At 57.0% G+C, this 16,450-nt stretch carries 14 protein-coding genes; 1 reads left to right on the top strand and 13 read right to left on the bottom strand.

What is annotated here, in order from left to right; translation table 11 throughout:
* Positions 1–16: 16 nt before the first annotated feature.
* From Q4P78_RS06190 to Q4P78_RS06140, 11 genes are all read right to left on the bottom strand, one after another.
* Entirely contained in the window at positions 17–958 is a 942-nt protein-coding gene (locus Q4P78_RS06190; protein ID WP_303339490.1) for a F0F1 ATP synthase subunit gamma, read from the bottom strand.
* 74 nt (positions 959–1,032) lie between these two features.
* Entirely contained in the window at positions 1,033–2,658 is a 1,626-nt protein-coding gene (gene atpA / locus Q4P78_RS06185) for a F0F1 ATP synthase subunit alpha (protein ID WP_303339489.1), read from the bottom strand.
* 160 nt (positions 2,659–2,818) lie between these two features.
* On the bottom strand, positions 2,819–3,631 hold the full coding sequence (locus tag Q4P78_RS06180; RefSeq protein ID WP_303339488.1) for a F0F1 ATP synthase subunit delta: 813 nt from the start codon (positions 3,629–3,631) through the stop codon (positions 2,819–2,821).
* Positions 3,631–4,188, bottom strand: coding sequence for a F0F1 ATP synthase subunit B (locus Q4P78_RS06175; protein WP_303339487.1), 558 nt, complete (start codon positions 4,186–4,188; stop codon positions 3,631–3,633). Before Q4P78_RS06175 ends, Q4P78_RS06180 begins: the two co-directional genes overlap by 1 nt.
* Positions 4,189–4,232: 44 nt before the next feature.
* Positions 4,233–4,442, bottom strand: coding sequence for an ATP synthase F0 subunit C (atpE, locus tag Q4P78_RS06170; protein WP_303339486.1), 210 nt, complete (start codon positions 4,440–4,442; stop codon positions 4,233–4,235).
* Between the two features lie 137 nt (positions 4,443–4,579).
* Entirely contained in the window at positions 4,580–5,374 is a 795-nt protein-coding gene (gene atpB, locus Q4P78_RS06165; RefSeq protein ID WP_303339485.1) for a F0F1 ATP synthase subunit A, read from the bottom strand.
* Between the two features lie 119 nt (positions 5,375–5,493).
* On the bottom strand, positions 5,494–5,754 hold the full coding sequence (locus Q4P78_RS06160; RefSeq protein WP_303339484.1) for a hypothetical protein: 261 nt from the start codon (positions 5,752–5,754) through the stop codon (positions 5,494–5,496).
* A gap of 30 nt (positions 5,755–5,784) precedes the next feature.
* Entirely contained in the window at positions 5,785–6,291 is a 507-nt protein-coding gene (locus Q4P78_RS06155; protein WP_303339483.1) for a hypothetical protein, read from the bottom strand.
* Positions 6,292–7,548, bottom strand: a complete 1,257-nt coding sequence (locus tag Q4P78_RS06150) for a glycosyltransferase family 4 protein (RefSeq protein WP_303339482.1) — start codon at positions 7,546–7,548, stop codon at positions 6,292–6,294.
* 41 nt (positions 7,549–7,589) lie between these two features.
* Positions 7,590–9,542, bottom strand: a complete 1,953-nt coding sequence (locus Q4P78_RS06145; RefSeq protein WP_303339481.1) for a polysaccharide biosynthesis protein — start codon at positions 9,540–9,542, stop codon at positions 7,590–7,592.
* Positions 9,543–11,420 carry a glycosyltransferase gene (locus Q4P78_RS06140; protein WP_303339596.1) on the bottom strand — a complete coding sequence of 626 codons (1,878 nt, stop codon included), beginning with the start codon at positions 11,418–11,420 and terminating at the stop codon, positions 9,543–9,545. It lies immediately after the preceding gene.
* Between the two features lie 348 nt (positions 11,421–11,768).
* Between Q4P78_RS06140 and Q4P78_RS06135 the strand changes: the two genes are divergently transcribed.
* Positions 11,769–12,833 (top strand): NAD(P)-dependent oxidoreductase, encoded by a 1,065-nt coding sequence (locus Q4P78_RS06135; protein WP_303339480.1) that lies wholly within the window; start codon positions 11,769–11,771, stop codon positions 12,831–12,833.
* Between the two features lie 939 nt (positions 12,834–13,772).
* Here the strand turns inward: Q4P78_RS06135 and Q4P78_RS06130 are convergent.
* Together Q4P78_RS06130 and prmC are read right to left on the bottom strand one after the other, a co-directional pair.
* Entirely contained in the window at positions 13,773–15,041 is a 1,269-nt protein-coding gene (locus tag Q4P78_RS06130) for an L-threonylcarbamoyladenylate synthase (RefSeq protein ID WP_368660898.1), read from the bottom strand.
* Positions 15,042–15,106: 65 nt separating this feature from the next.
* Positions 15,107–16,051: a peptide chain release factor N(5)-glutamine methyltransferase gene (gene prmC, locus Q4P78_RS06125; RefSeq protein WP_303339479.1), complete on the bottom strand. Its 945-nt coding sequence runs from the start codon at positions 16,049–16,051 to the stop codon at positions 15,107–15,109.
* Between the last annotated feature and the right edge of the window lie 399 nt (positions 16,052–16,450).

Here is a 16,450-nt window from a genome sequence, read left to right as displayed (position 1 = left end):
TATGGCTTTCAGGAGCTTAGGAGCCGAGGGCGGCAGCGCCACCCACGATCTCGGAGAGCTCCTGCGTGATCTCTGCCTGACGTGCGTTGTTCATCAAGAGAGTGTACTTCTTGATGAGCGACTCGGCGTTATCACCTGCGGTCTTCATAGCGCGCTGACGCGAAGCGAGTTCGCTGGCTGCTGCTTCCAGCAGGCAGGCGTAGATTCGCGATGCGATATAGCGCGGCAGCAGCTCGTCGAGCACTTCCTGTGCGGAGGGCTCGAAGGTGAATGCTGCTTCCTGAGTGTAGTCAGATTCCTGCAGCTGTTCACCGGGCACGATTTCTTCGCCGAGCTTAGTAGCTTCACCCACGTGAATGGGCAGCAGGCGCAGAATCTTTGCTTCCTGAGTGACCATGGAGACGAACTCGGTGTAGACAATGTGCAGGTCGTCCACACCGCCGTCCTCGAAGGACGTGGTGTAGGCCTCCAGCAGCACATCGCGAATCTCCGAGGCAGTGTCAACACGCGGGTTGTCGGTGTTGCCTTCCCATGCCTGCTCGTAGGCGCGTTCGCGGAAATCGAAGTAAGACTTTGCCTTGCGGCCCACCAGGTAGAGGCTGACCTCGCGGCCTTCCTCACGCAGCTTCTCAATGAGCTCCTCGGTCTTCTTCAGAATCGAGGAGGAGTAGGAGCCTGCCAGGCCACGGTCACTGGTGAGCACCAGCACTGCCGAGCGCTTGTGCTCGTGAGTGCCGAAGGTGCCGGGACGGTGGATGAGCGGGTGCTCCACATTGCGCTGGGTTGCCACTGCGGTCACTGCTCGGGTCAGAGCGTTAGCGTAGGGGCTTGCGGTCTGCGCGCTACGGCGTGCCTTGTTGATGCGGGAGGTCGCGATCATCTCCATCGCCTTGAAGATCTTCTTCATGGACGACGTCGAAGCAATTTTCTGTCGGTAAACCCTAATCTGGGCTCCCATAGAGCTTCCTTTCTCCGTCAGCTCTCCCCCGCCGCGTGATCAACGCGACGGGGTACAAGCTTTAGGAATAATCGCTAACCGATGGTTTCCTGAGTGACGTCGCTATTGCTAGCTGCCTTGAACTCTTCGTGACCTGCATCTACCAGGTGGCTGGTACCGGAGGAGCGGAAGCTCTTCTTGAACTCAGCCACACCGCTCTTGAGAGCAGCCAGGGTGTCGTCTTCCAGCTTGCCGCTAGAAGCAATGTTGCTCAGTACCGAGGTGTTACGGCGCAGGTAGTCAATGAACTCTGCCTCGAAACGCAGAACATCGGAAACTTCCAGATCGTCCAGGTGACCGTTGGTACCTGCCCAAATGGAAACAACCTGCTCTTCAACAGCGTAGGGGGTGTACTGCGGCTGGCGCAGCAGCTCGGTCAGGCGAGCACCGCGGGTCAGCTGAGCCTTGGATGCGTCATCCAGATCGGATGCAAACATTGCGAAGGCTTCCATTGCGCGGTACTGTGCCAGTTCAAGCTTGAGGGTACCGGAGACCTTCTTCATTGCCTTGGTCTGTGCGGCACCACCCACGCGGGAAACGGAGATACCCACGTCCACTGCGGGGCGCTGGTTAGCGTTGAACAGGTCGGACTGCAGGAAGATCTGGCCGTCGGTAATGGAGATAACGTTGGTGGGAATGAACGCGGAGACGTCATTCGCCTTGGTCTCGATGATCGGGAAACCGGTCATGGAACCGGCACCGAGCTCATCGGAGAGCTTTGCACAACGCTCCAGCAGGCGAGAGTGCAGGTAGAAAACGTCACCGGGGTATGCTTCACGTCCCGGCGGGCGGCGCAGAAGCAGGGACACTGCACGGTATGCTTCTGCCTGCTTGGACAGGTCGTCAAAGACGATCAGCACGTGCTTGCCACCGTACATCCAGTGCTGGCCAATAGCCGAACCGGTGTAGGGTGCCAGGTACTTGAAGCCCGCTGCATCGGATGCCGGGGATGCCACGATGGTGGTGTATTCCAGGGCGCCCTTAGCTTCCAGGGTGGAGCGAACTGCTGCAATGGTGGATGCCTTCTGACCGACAGCCACGTAGATGCATCGAACCTGCTTGGTGGGGTCGCCGGACTCCCAGTTAGCCTTCTGGTTCAGGATGGTGTCCACAGCAATTGCGGTCTTACCGGTCTGACGGTCACCAATGATCAGCTGGCGCTGACCGCGACCGATCGGAATCATTGCGTCGATTGCCTTCAGACCGGTCTGCAGCGGCTCGTGCACCGACTTACGCTGGGTCACGCCGGGAGCCTGCAGCTCCAGGGCGCGGCGGCCTTCAGCTTCGATGGGGCCCAGGTCGTCAATGGGGTTGCCCAGGGGGTCAACCACGCGGCCCAGGTATGCGTCACCCACGGGAACGGACAGCACTTCACCGGTGCGGTGTACGGGCTGACCCTCTTCAATACCGGTGAAGTCACCCAGGATGATGACACCGATTTCGCGGGTATCGAGGTTCTGTGCGAGGCCGAGGGTGCCGTCTTCGAAACGAAGCAGCTCGTTCGCCATAACCGAGGGCAGACCCTCGACGCGAGCGATACCATCGGAGGCTGCTACAACGCGGCCCACCTCAACACGTTCTGCATTGCCGGGCTGGTAAGATGCTGCAAATTCATCCAGCGCCTTACGGACATCCTCGGCATTGATGGTCAAATCGGCCATCTTGTGTCCCTGCTCTCCTAATTGACGGTCGGGTCTCACCCGAGTACTCGGGTGAGTACCCAACCTAAAACTTGCTATTCGCCCGGTGCCTGCCTGTCACTCTCTTCGAGGCAGGACCGGCACGAGGTATCTTCTAAATCACCGCTGCGAAGAACCCGCGTTAGGCGAGTTCACGCTCCAGGTTCTCAAGGCGGGTGCTGACGGTACCGTCAATCACCTCGTCGCCAATCTGAACGCGCAGACCGCCCAGAACCGCGGGATCGACCGTCAGGTCGAGCTTGAGTTCGCGGTTGTAGACTGCCGTCAGAGCCTTCGCCAGACGTTCCACCTGCGCCGGTGCCAGTGCGAATGCGCTGGTGACCTTTGCAATATAACGGTTCTGTCGCTTGACGATGATTTCAACGAACTGTTCCGCCAGACGAGCCGCGTGCATGCCGCGGGAGGTACTAGCGATACGTTCAAGCAGAAGCGTGCCTTCTGCGGTGGTGGCGGGGCCAGCCAACGCAATAGCGAGCTTCTTCTGTGCTTCTTTGCTTGCCGCTTCCTGAGCGAGTGCTTCCTGAGCTGCGGGCGCGCCGTCAACATTACGAACAAATGCGAGAAGTTCGTTGCTGACCTGCTCCAGCGCTTCGAAACCGCCACGTGCCTGTGCGGAAGAAATAGCGGCGAGCACGCCACCATTTTCCAGCGCATCGGCCAAATCGCGTTCAGCGGACCAGCGCAGGGATACCGCGGTGTTCAGAACAGCCTGTGCGGCGGAGGAAATCTTTCCGCCGAAGACTGCCTGCGCGATACCGGTGCGTGCCGAATCTTCGCGAGAGGCGTCGGTGAGAGCGCGACGCAGACCGCCGTCACGGTCGAGCACATCGACCACGGCGAAAAGCTCTTCTGCCAGGGCCAGCGGATTCAGAGAGGCGTGTGCCAGCACTGCATCCGAGACCTTGCTCAGTGATTCAGTAGATACTCCTGCCATTACCGAGTTGCACCTGCGTTCTGCTTCTCGGCTTCAAGGTCAGCAAGGAAACGATCAACCACGCGGGAGGATCGCTCATCATCGGTCAGAGCCTCGCCCACGATCTTGCCAGCCAGAGTGGTAGCCAGGCTGCCAACCTCGCGGTGAAGCGAGATAGCGGCAGCGGTGCGCTCAGCCTCAATGGTCTTCTGTGCAGTCTCGGTGATACGAGTAGCCTCGGCGGTTGCGCGTGCCTTGGACTCAGCAATAATAGCTTCGCCCTCTGCGCGTGCATCTTCGCGGATCTTCTGAGCTTCCAGACGAGCGCTTTCGAGCTGCTGGGTGTACTCATCGCGAGCCGCTGCTGCCTCTGCCTGGGCCTTTTCAGCCTTAGCGAGGCCGCCTTCAATGGCTTCCTTGCGGTCCTGGTAGGTCTTCTCGAAGGCCGGGACCACATACTTAGTGACGATGAAGAGGAGGAGCAGGAATCCGACGGCAGTGATGCCAATTTCCCAAACATTGGGAATCAGGGGGTTAGACGCTGCGTGCGAGCCCCCGTCATTAGCCAGAAAAGTCATGGATGGAATCCTGTTCTATGGGTTGGTCTACGATTACTGGTTCTTTACTTGATGAAGGTCAGAACCAGACCCAGCACTGCCAGTGCCTCAACCAGTGCGAAGCCCATGAACAGCATCGGCTGCAGGGTCTTCTGGGACTCGGGCTGGCGAGCAACGCTGGTCATGTACGCAGCGAAGATCAGGCCCACGCCAATGCCGCCGCCGATTGCAGACAGACCGTAGCCAATTGCGGTAAGCGAACCGGAAATTTCCATTGTGTTTCCTTTCAACAGTGTGCGTATCTTCCCTAGCAGGAAGGGCACAGAGTTCAATGTGTGTTACTCACCCGTTATGAACGGGGTGCTTAATTCGCCAGAGCGGTCACCCGCCCCGCGAAAACCTATATCTAGTCTTAGTGACCTTCAGAGAGGGAACCCTGCAGGTACACTGCGAAGAGCAGTGCGAAGACGTACGCCTGGATGCACTGAATCATCAGCTCCAGGAAGAAGAGGAACAGACCCAGAGCGCCCGAACCAACAGCCACCAGGTAGCCAATGCCGCCCATCTGAACGATCAGGTACTCGGTCAGGCTAGCTGCCACCATAATTGCCATGTGACCACCGAACATAGTTGCAAACAAACGCAGTGCGTGGGTCACGGGGCGGATGAAGAGGTTCGAGAAGAACTCGATCGGAACCAGAATCGGGTAGATCCAGCCGGGAACGCCCGAGGGCATGGTCAGATCCTTGAAGAACTTACCCAGACCGTGGCGCTTAATGCCAACGCCAACCCAGGTCAGGTATGCAATGCCCGCCAGGGCGTATGCGCTACCGGCGTGAGAGAAGGTCGGCAGCTGAATCAGGGGGATCGAACCGTAGAGGTTGTTCACCAGGATAAAGAAGAAGGAGGTGAACAGAATCGGAACGAAAGGCTTGAAGTGCTGCACACCCAGCAGTTCCTTGCCCAGCGAGTTGCGGGCGAACATGTAGCCAGATTCTGCGATGAACTGGGTACGGCTGGGAACCATCGCGCGCTTGCGAATAGCGCCGAGGAAGAACCAGGACACAATCACCACGGAGAGCAGCACCAGCAGCATCTGCTTGCCGAAGCCAAACTCACCCAGGGTGAAGATATCGGGCAGGTGCATATCAGCCGGGGTCGGCGGTACGTATGCGCCTTCTGCCAAAACAGACCCGTTTGCGTTCAAAGCAAGTCCTTTCTTGCCGCTAGGTCAGCCCGTGAGCTTCGCTAACTGTCGTAGAAATAGTGTGCGTTCAAATAAGGTGGGTTTCTCCCCCGCCGCCTATGCGACCGAGAAGAAAATGTTTAGGAGTCGGTCCCGCTGCGCATGTGCACATACACCAGGTAAACCCCGGCGCTGGCACCCAGCAGACCTCCGGCCCACACCAACCAGGTGGTTCCCAGCAGCCAGTCCAGACCGAAGCCGACAGCCGCCCAGAAAGCGGTACCAATCAGAAGATAAATCACGCTCATTACCGCGCCAGATAGACCGCCGCCTGCAACCAGCTGACCGGTGGATCGGAGTTCTTCTTCTCCCTGCCACCACTTCTTCTCGGATTGCGCCATGAACTCCCTTTAGGTGTGTGTTCTCCGTATCTAGGAAGACCTATCCTCGGAGTCAAAGTATAGAAAACGAGTGGTCATAATGGTCCAGCTTTCAATTCCCAGCCAGAGAACGGTAGAAACCACCGCCCCGAAGGGAACCCAATTGCTGCGCAGCTCCTGAGGTAGGTGCAGCGTTATCAGAACGACCGTCATGAGCACAATTTTCACCACGTACCCGATTACCAGAGCTTTCGGGACGCTAAGCTTGAGTTTTTCGGCGACAACCACCGTCACCACGCTCAAGGTGAAACATATATAGGCTATCAGAAATCCCAGGCTAAAGCCCAACAGAGCGGGCAGCCCGTCAGATAGCTGTGCTCCTATCATACCGCCTAGAAGCACCAGCGCGCCGACAACACTCTGTCGGTAGTACATAATTTTCCAGGGAAAGCCCGAAGAGTAGGCTCCCGGGCGCGAATTAACGCGGGATGCGGGCGGATACCAGAGCAGGGCTTTAAGACGAGATAGAGCGCCAGAAGATGTCGAAACAGATCCCATTTAGCCCTCCTTGGCGGTGGTTTCAGACGAGTGAGTCGCACTGACCGAACGAGTATCAAACACAGATTTTTCGGCACTCTTTTCTGCGTTTGAGCCTTTGATATCGTCAGAAGCCACACCCGAAGCGGGATTGAAATCCTCATGCGCCGAGTCCGCAGGCATTTGGGTCTTTTCGACACTATGAGCAAGATTATGTTTTGCGGACTCAGTTTTTAGCTCTTCAGCCCCCTGCTGACCCTCATCACTCTTCTGTGTCAGCAGCGCAGGGCTCAGCCAATACAAAGCCAGAACAGCCACAATCAGCACCAGCAGCACGGCAGCCAGCAGATACTGACCGGTATCCAAAGCGTCCCCGGCATTCATACCCAGCACCCAGCACAGCACCGTAGCACCGGCAACCAGGGAGGTAGAACCCAGATGGCTAAAACCAACATCGGTCAAACGCTGATACACATGGGTACGATGCGGCTTATACCACTGCTCCCCCGCCAGCACACGACGAGCAAGAGTCAGACCCGAATCGGTCAGATATACCAGCAGCGGAGCGAGCATAATCACCGGGTTCACCCCGGCAAAGAAACCCGCCACAGCCAGCAGACCCAGGGCAGCACCCAGGGTGTAAGAGCCCGCATCGCCCAAAAAGACATTCTTACCCGGACGAATATTCCAAGGAATAAAAGCAGCGTAAGCGCCGGCAATAGCCGCACCAGTCAGAGAAAGCCAGGGCAGATCCACCAGGTAGCCGGTGTAGGCGTACGCCAGACCCACCAGCAGACCGTGAGAGCCGGAAATACCGTTAATGCCGTCCATAAAATTCACGACATTGATATAACCCGCCACAAAAATCGTGCAGCTAGCCACCAAAATCCAGGTGGGAACAGCCCACTCCGGCTCAATAATAGTCGCCAGAATGACGCACGCCACCGCGCCAATCAGCAACTGCACACCCGCACGAGCCTTAATACCCACGCCGGAAATATCCTCACACCAGCCCAGGGTGCAGGCGGCAGCAATGGACAGCAGCAGGGTCCAGGCAATGGGAGCATTAACCATCCACCCGGCAAGCAGCGCCACGAGCATAGCCAACAGCGCCGCGCAGGCGGTCGCCAAACCCATGCCACGGTAGGTGGGGGTGGTATGAGAGGAACGCTCATTGGGCATATCCACCATATTGAAACGCTGCAAAATCGGGCGCACAGCCAACGGCAGCACAGCACCGGCAGCCAGCGCCACAGCACAAATTACTAGAGCAGACATGTCTCTCTTTCCTCTCAAGCTAGCGGGTTAGAGCTCGGGCACTAGTGCAGATTACGCACCTTAATCTCGCGGCGGCGGCCAGATTCCTGAGGCAGATCCTGAGCGATCTGCTTGCGCGCCTCTTCGGGGCTCAGAGCACGCTCCAGGCCGTGGCGCTCATAACCGCGGGTCGCCTCATAATGGGCAAGCCACTGAGCGTAATCCAGCTCCTGCGGATCCAGCGCGGGAGCCGAAGAATGCGAAATATAGCGGTTAACCTCGCTGCGCTCATGCTGCTCGGCGCCACCAAAGAGCACCTCGCCCAGCTTCTCACCCTTGCGCAAACCGGTAATAACAATATCGGTATTGTAGTGCTCAAAGGCATTGCGCATAGCGTCTGCAACATCGTAAATACGTACCGGCTCGCCCATATCCAGCACCATGACCTCACCCGGGCGACCGATCGCACCGGCGAGCATGACCAGCAGGCAGGCATCGGGAATGAGCATAAAGTAACGGTTAGCATCCGGGTGGGTCAGAGTAATATCGTGACCGGACTCCATCTGCTTCAAAAACAGGGGCTTAATGGAGCCGCGGGAGCCAAAAACATTACCAAAACGCACCGACACATAGGTGCGGCCGGTCTTCTGACCGTACCAAGCGGTCAGACGCTCCGCCACGCGCTTGGACTGGCCCAGAGCGGTAGTCGGGTCCGCCGCCTTATCGGTGGAGACATTCACAAAGGTCTCAACCTGCGCCGCGCAGGCAGCCTCGAGAACATTCAGGGAGCCCAGAGCGTTGGTCTTATAGGCTTCCTCGGGGAATGCCTCCAGCGCGGAAACGTGCTTCAGAGCCGCCGCGTGGAAAACCACCTGGGGCTTGCGCTCGGCAAAAATCTTTCTTAGGTTCTCGCCCTCGCGAATATCCGCCAGGATAATACGCTCATCGTCCAGGCTGGACTCATTGGTAATAGAGAGCTTGGTTTCCATGAGCAGAGTCTCATCACGGTCGAGCATCATCAGCAGAGCCGGATCAAACTTCATAATCTGGCGGCACAGCTCAGAACCAATAGAGCCACCCGCACCGGTCACCAGCACACGCTTACCCGAAATATATTCGCGCAGCATAGACTCATTAATCTCATAATTAATCTCGCCACGAATGCTATTGAGCAGAGCGCGGTCATCGGTCGGATGCTCATCGCGACCCATGAGCTTATTATTCACGCTCTGAATGCGCACCACCTCAATAGAATGCTCGCGCATACGGGCACTCACCGCGTCAAAAGCCTCCTGAGGCAGCTCACTAATAGCCACCACCATCTTCTTCGGGCGCAGCTCACGAATCAGAGCATCAATATCATCAATGCTGCCGTACACCGGGATACCCATGACCTTGGTACCGTGCAGAGCCGGGTTATCGTCCAGCACAGCAATCGGGCGCTCATGGGAACGAGAATCCTCAAGCATAGTACGAATCACGGTGCGCGCGGTAGAACCAGCACCGTAGACCACCACAGGGTCACCGGTCAACTCACGAATACCGCGCGCCTCCACAAACACACGCTTAGCAAAGCGAGCGCCCGCCATCAAAATCAGCGTAAAAGCCACAGCAATCACAGGAGCCGAACGAGGCATCAGCATACCGCCAGAGGCCGCAGCAATCACCACCAGCTGCAGAACTACAGCCGTAGCAATCGCCGCACCACCGGCACGCAAAATCTCCGGGAACTCACCGTAGCCGTACACGCCACGATAAATGCGCACAATCAAACCGAAAATCCACTGCAGAGGCACCGCAACAGCGCAGCACAACCACAGCGAATTCATATCGATCACATCAAAAACAGAACCGCGAGTCAGCTCCACACTATAGCGCAGCATAAACGCCATCACCAGAGCAATAGACCACGCCAGGCCGTCCAGACCCATCTGAACAAAACGCCACCACCACTTACGCGCGTAGAGACGATTCGTCACCGTCACCTCAGGATGAGGCACACGAACTTGCGCCATTTAAGACTCCTTTCGAGCGGACGACAACATAGGAGAAGACAAAAGACCAAAAGCTGCACGACGAGCAGACTCCGGAACAAAACGATACACGCTCCGCACCGCCATATTCTGCACCCACCGCGCCTTAGAAATCGTGTGACCGGTATACAAGCGGCGCTGAATAGCCCAATCCTGCTTCCACGCGTCCACTCCCCCGCGGCGAGTATAGGCCCCGGCACCCACACGATAACGCACCAGCGGCTGCTCAATATTCGCCAGGGCATAACCGGCATCCGCCAAGCGGCACCACAGCCACCAGTCCTCAGCACCGGGTACAAACTCATAAGCACCCACACGCTCAATAGCGCTCTTACGGAACGCCACCGAAGGATGATAGAACGGATTCCGCTTAGGTAGCACACGCAGCAACTCAGCCTGATCCGTAATCGCCGCACGCACGCGCTCCACCGACACGCCATCAGCACCCGTCTCGGTCATAGCAGAACCCAGCAAAGCAACATTAGAACGCACCAAAACCGGAATCAGCTGCTCAAAACGATTCGGCTCAGAAATATCATCCGCATCCGCACGAGCCACCAGCTCATAGGAGCACGCTTCCAAACCCTCATTCAAAGCCGCCGCCAAACCGGCATTAACCGGCAGCTGCACGCGCACAATCGGCGGGCAATCGCCGGCAGCAGCTTTAGCCTGCCAGGAAGATACGAGCTCTTCCAACTCGGCGCCCAGCGGACCATCACACACCAGAACCAACTCGCTCGGAGGCATAGACTGCTCCAGGAGATTGGATTCCAGAGCACGCTGCACAAACTCCGGCGTATCCTTGGCGTACACGCTCATTAGCAGCGAAAAATCAGTAGAAGTAACCGGATCCAGGCTCGGTGCCGGAACACTATAACGCTTCGAAGGGAAACTCAGAGGATACACGCCCTCCAGCACACTCTCATTAGTGCCAGGTGCGCTCAAAGCATCACGCACACCGCGTGCCAAATAGCCCACATACACGCCCTTCTCATCAGTCTTAAGCAAAGTACTCAACCACAGGCGCGCCGAAGAACCACCATAAAGAACTTTCTCCAAAGGAGACAGAGTACGGCAACGAGTAAACACCCACAGCTTATTACGCACATCATTATAAAAACGCGGACCCGGCTTAGCATCCGTCGTACCAAAAGTCTTCGTATGATGAGCCGCCACCGAAGAGGGCACAGCAATACCCTCACGGTGATGAATCAGACGAGTAGAAAACTCAAAATCATCATTCCAAATAAAGAAATCAGCCCAGGGCAAGCCACCATTCTGACGAATCACCTGAGCATCCATCAGCAGCGCCACAAAAGAACCACTACGAATCGGACGAGCACCCACCGCAGCAGCACGCTCAATACGCTCCTGCCCCGCCATAAAACGAGTACGCATCGTATTCATCGGATGATCGCGACCATCACTCCACTGAACAGCAGAAGCCACCACCGCAGGACGCTGAGCACGCACCGGCGCATAAGCAAGCCACGCATCAACAGCCTCCGCCAAAGTATCAACACCCGGCTCAGTATCATCATCCATCACCCACACCAGATCCGGCTGATGACGCTCCAACGCGCGATCAATACCCACCGCGAAACCACCCGCGCCACCCGTATTCACAGATAGCGACACAATATCCAGCGGCAACTCATAATCCAGAGACGCCAAAAACGCAGCTGTACCATCAGTAGAGGCATTATCCACCAGCACCACAGCATCCGGACGACGACGCCCCGACGCCAAACCAGCCAGCGTACCCGGCAGCAAATGCTCACGGTTATAGGTCACCACAACAGCAACCACACGGACATCCTCCCGAGGCGCACGCACAGTATTCACCATAGAATCCACCATCACACTCACTCCTCGGGTCATATCCAAACAAACAACCATCACGCCACGGCGCACCGCGCGCACAACAGTCCAGAATACCCATTTTACCCAAGAGATAAACCAAAGCTAAAAGAGAAAGCTCACAAACACCCAAAAACACCGCTCAAACCGTCATATTCGAACACCAGCTAGCAGCCAGCTGTGACCACACCCCGAAAAACCTTCCAAAGAACGCACACACCCACCCACACGTTTCCCATACAGCCCCCACTATGAGAAAGTAGACATAGGCGGTCACTCATTCCCGCCACCGCAGGAAAAACCGCCCGGCACGAAGAACGTGCCCCACACCAGAAGAAAGGCAACGCAATGGCACAGCAATGGAAAGTACTCGGCGCCAGCGGCTTCGTCGGCTCCGCCATCACCGCACGCCTGGGCGCACTCGGAATCCCCGTAACCCCCATCGAAGCGCCGCGCCTAGGATCCCACGCCCTCTACAGCGAAGACATCATCACCGAAGCACGCCGCCTCGAAGGCATCATCGACACCCTCGCCGAAGCCATCGCCGGCTCCGACGTCGTTGTCAACGCCGCGGGGCTCGCAGCGCCCAATATGCAAGACCAATACGCACTTGTCGGCGCCAACGCACTCCTACCCGCAGTGCTCGCCATCGCCGCACAACGCACGGGCGTCAAGCGAATCATTCACCTCTCCTCTGCCGCCGTCCAAGGAGCCAAAGACACCCTCGACGCCAGCGAATACACCGCGCCCTTTAGCGCCTACTCATTCTCCAAAGCACTCGGCGAAGAAGCACTCCTCGACATCCGAGACTACATCCTCGAAACCGCCGACCAAGGACGCGCACCCGGCTCCGAAGCTTCTCCCTTCCCCGCCGCGCCCTCCCACAACCCCGTCGACGTACCCGAAGACCACGCCCTCGAAATCTGTATCCTCCGCGCCACCAGCGTACAAGGACGAGGACGCCGCACCACCGAACTCTTCGCACGCATGGCGTCCTCCCCCTTCGCCAGCATCGCAGGCGACGGCACCCACAAAACCCCCGTCTCATCCTCCCACGCCCTCGCAGAATTCGTCGTCATGCTCGGCCAATACGAGGACGAACTGCCGCCCATCGTGCTACAGCCTTGGGAAGACGCAACCGTAGCATCCGTCATGATCGACGCAGGCCGCCGCAAGCCCATCTCCCTACCCGAATGGTTCTGCCGCGCAGCCGTCAAAACCGGATACACCGTCTCCGAACTACTCGGCGACAAATTCCAAGGATCCGTACGAAAAGTCGAACTCATGTGGTTCGGACAAAACGTTGACGACTCCTGGGCGCGAGTACACGGACTCGTACCGACTCCTCGAGTACGCGAAGTACTGCGTAACGCTCATACTGCGCTCGGTAAGAAGGAACGTAAGTTCAAGTAATCGATGCTCGGTTTGAGTGTCTAAATATTCAGAAGACGGTGTCAGACTTAGCTCTGGTACCGTCTTTCTCGTTAAAGTTCTCGTGTGTGGTTTCGGCGATGCTGGCGAGATCAGAGATTCTCTGAGGCTGGGTCGCGGTACGAGGAAAAGGCATTAGTTACCTATGGTTACGTTTGTGCATTTGGAGGCGAGAGTAGAGAGCCCGCTCCAGCTCAAACAATGCCAAACCCCGCGCTATCTTATACATAGTTCGTATGTATAGGGTGCGCGGGGTTTGTCATAACTCGCGAGTCGCGGACCTCCACTCTCGCCTCTATGCTTGCGTTCCCGAGATGCTTTCGGCGCCGCTGCGGAGTGCGCAAAACTGCGCGCGTACGCCTCGTTTCCTGCATGCCTCGGCTTAGTGGGTGTGCGTCAGTCCCTGCGGGGCTGCGAATGGGGTTTTCGGGTGGTCACCTCCCGTACGCGTCTCACGGTGCTTTTCTTCCCGCTTTCGGGGCGGTAGCGTTTTGCGGGGACTTCTCCCCTTTTTTCCTGAGCGAGACACACCCGTACCCCGCGTGGGATGGTTCTATCAAGCAATCCGGCTAGGCTGCGGTCATTGCACCCAAGCTGTGCTTTCCTCGGAAACGAACCGCAGCCTATGCCTGATTGCGACACATTATGACGGGCTGTGAGCGCTCAAAGTGTTTATTGAGTCATGCAATACATGACTCAATAAACACTATCTACGCTCACAGCATGTCAACACGGGCTTGGGAAGAGCCTATGACGATCAGGTAAGAAGCTCGTGCAAGCAACGTCGGAAACGGAACTTCCCTGGGCTCGCCCCATGCCTTAGCTCATCGAGTCAGATACATTGCTCATGGGTCGCTAAGCACTCAGATACACAAAAACGGTCCGATAGCTAAACTATCGGACCGTTTCCTTATGAATCGATTACTCGGCCTCAGAAGTGGTAGAACCACCAACAAGCTTCGCAGCAGCCGCAACACTCACAGGCTTCATCGCGCCGTCCTCAGCCTTCACAGGCTTCGGAGTGTTATTACGGTACCCGCGAGTACGAACCTGATCCACAGCGGCAGCAACCGACGCGACACCAGCCATAACGCTCTCAGCCACCGAACCCGCAGCAGGAGCAGCCGCACGGCTCGCAGGATCAGCACCGCCATTCTTAGCAGCATCCCACTGCTCATACGCCTCATCCAGATCCTCCTGACCGGTCACCACCGGCTCAGAAGACGCCGGTGCAGCCGGTACAGCAGGCTCAGCCTTTGGCTCCTCCGGAGGCAACTGCCACGGATCCAAACGACCCGCATTCTGCGCATCCAGCTCAGCACGAGTCACAATGCTCGGCACAACCTCGCGCAACTCCTCAACGCTAATCGCACCCTCACGCACCACAACATAAGGCTCAGAAGTGCAATCCACAATAGTCGAAGGCAGAACCTCAAAAATCTCCGGAACCTGAGGAGCCAAAACGAACTCTTCCTCAGACTCAGCAGCCTCTACCGATTCAGCAGTATCAACAGACTCAGTCTTGGCGGCTTCGGTCTCCACCGCTTCAGCCTCAACAGTCTCAGCAGACTCAGCACTCTCCTCGATAACAGAGTCCTCCGCCAGCTCATCAGCAGCAGGAACCTCAATCACCGGGCGCTTGGGGCGAACACCAGCATCAATGATCAGGGCAACATCATCCCCCAACTGAGCAGCCGCCTCATGAGCAGACGTAGCAGCATCTTGCCCCGTCTTATTCGCCGAAGACACAGCCAACGGGCCGTGCTTAGTCAGCAGCTTCAGAGCAAACTCATCATCGGGAACACGCACAGCAACCGTGCCGCGAGTCTCACCCAAATCCCAGCTAATCGACGGGTACGCGTGCACAATCAAAGTCAACGCGCCCGGCCAGAAACGATAACCCAGCTCAAAAACGTCCTGAGGCACATCGTCACTAATGCCGCCCAAAGCAGCAACATCAAAAATCAGCACGGGCGGCGGCATATTACGACCGCGGCCCTTATCCGCCAGCAACTTCGCCACACCCTGATGGGAATAAGCATCCGCCGCGATACCGTACACGGTATCCGTAGGGATAACCACCGTGCCGTGCGCATTCAGCACCTCACGGGCATCCTCAACCGCCTGATCCATCTTCTGCGGATCAGGCTGCGCATTATCATCAAGTACAGAGAAAAGCTTAGCGTTCACGTGCCCTATTTTCGCATATTTTTAGACGCGTCGCCTCCCCGGCGCGCGAAATTTCACCCAGCGCGCTAGCCCTGAGGCTTATGCGCCGCCGTATGACGCGGACGACCCGCCAAATCACGAATCAACCGCACATGCTCAAAATTATAACGACGCATAACTGCCGCCACAGCCTCCGCCTGCGACTCATCATGCTCCATCACGAAAAAACCACCCGGCTTCAGCAAATACCGAGCATGAGAAATAATCCCCGTCGGCAACTCCATACCATCAGCGCCACCGCCATACAGCGCCATCTGAGGGTCATGCTCAGCAACCTCAGGATCCTGCGGCACATTACCGGCAGGAATATACGGCGGATTCGACACCACCACATCAAAATAACCCGGAGCATCCGCAAACACATCGCGAGCATCCGCCTGAGTTACATACACACCACGCGGCTCCAAATTCTTACGCGCCCAGGCAGCCGCCGCCGGAGAAAGCTCAACAGCCTGCACCTGAGCACGCGGAAAAGCAGTCTTAATAGCCGCAGCAATCGCACCCGAACCAGTACACAAATCAACCACACGAGGACGATAATCCTCCGGATAACTCGACAAATCCTCCAGTGCGGCCTCAACCAGCAGCTCCGTCTCAGGGCGCGGCACAAACACACCCGGGCCAACCTTCACCTCAATCCGATGAAAAGGCGCAATACCCGTAATATGCTGCAAAGGCACACGCTGCGCGCGGCGCTCAACCAGCTGCTCAAAACGCTCCACCTGACGCGGGGTTAAACGCTTACCCAACATCGCCTCACGCTGAACATCCGAGCGAGTCACAATGCTATAACCATACTCCGTATGCTGACGACCATTAGCGTCAACATCCAGAAGGAACGCAGCCAGCAGCTCAGCATCCACACGCGCAGAAGAAATACCCGCAGAGGACAGACGGAGAGTGGCACGTTCCAACGCACGTGAAAGATCCTGACCCGGAATCTGACCCGGAGAGACCATCAGATGAGACATGAAAATCCTTGTGAAGATGTAGTGTGTACTCACCTAGGATAATACGGATACGCTCAGTCTATTGATTTTTGAACAGTGATTATTATCTATTGACCTGAAGTTCCAGTTCAGGATGAATCTATCCGGTCACGAATTTTCACTATGTATGTATGAGTTTGGAGGCTAGACAGAGTTTCGGGAACCGGTGTCGCTTCGCGATGGTTGCATTTGCGAGTTCGTTTCGCGGTACGAGAGATGAGTATTCGCGCATGAGTACGCGAGCGCTTGGCTACGCCAAGGCTTACATAGAAACTTCGCTTCGCAGTGGCGCCGCAACAAGACACTCACTCAGCCGCAACCTTGCCGGATTGGTGACCGCAGCCTTGCCGGATTCACTGCCACAGCCTTGCCGGATTGCCG

This window comes from Rothia sp. (in: high G+C Gram-positive bacteria), assembly GCF_030540545.1.
Lineage (GTDB): Bacteria > Actinomycetota > Actinomycetes > Actinomycetales > Micrococcaceae > Rothia.
Note: the sequence above shows the minus strand (reverse complement) of the source record. Positions and strands in the feature narration are given on the sequence as shown.

Coding starts and splice junctions, on each gene's coding strand:
- Q4P78_RS06190 (WP_303339490.1), bottom strand. CDS start 958: ATGGGAGCCCAGATTAGGGTTTACCGACAGAAAATTGCTTCGACGTCG.
- atpA (WP_303339489.1), bottom strand. CDS start 2,658: ATGGCCGATTTGACCATCAATGCCGAGGATGTCCGTAAGGCGCTGGAT.
- Q4P78_RS06180 (WP_303339488.1), bottom strand. CDS start 3,631: ATGGCAGGAGTATCTACTGAATCACTGAGCAAGGTCTCGGATGCAGTG.
- Q4P78_RS06175 (WP_303339487.1), bottom strand. CDS start 4,188: ATGACTTTTCTGGCTAATGACGGGGGCTCGCACGCAGCGTCTAACCCC.
- atpE (WP_303339486.1), bottom strand. CDS start 4,442: ATGGAAATTTCCGGTTCGCTTACCGCAATTGGCTACGGTCTGTCTGCA.
- Q4P78_RS06160 (WP_303339484.1), bottom strand. CDS start 5,754: ATGGCGCAATCCGAGAAGAAGTGGTGGCAGGGAGAAGAAGAACTCCGA.
- Q4P78_RS06155 (WP_303339483.1), bottom strand. CDS start 6,291: ATGGGATCTGTTTCGACATCTTCTGGCGCTCTATCTCGTCTTAAAGCC.
- Q4P78_RS06150 (WP_303339482.1), bottom strand. CDS start 7,548: ATGTCTGCTCTAGTAATTTGTGCTGTGGCGCTGGCTGCCGGTGCTGTG.
- Q4P78_RS06145 (WP_303339481.1), bottom strand. CDS start 9,542: ATGGCGCAAGTTCGTGTGCCTCATCCTGAGGTGACGGTGACGAATCGT.
- Q4P78_RS06140 (WP_303339596.1), bottom strand. CDS start 11,420: ATGGTGGATTCTATGGTGAATACTGTGCGTGCGCCTCGGGAGGATGTC.
- Q4P78_RS06135 (WP_303339480.1), top strand. CDS start 11,769: ATGGCACAGCAATGGAAAGTACTCGGCGCCAGCGGCTTCGTCGGCTCC.
- prmC (WP_303339479.1), bottom strand. CDS start 16,051: ATGTCTCATCTGATGGTCTCTCCGGGTCAGATTCCGGGTCAGGATCTT.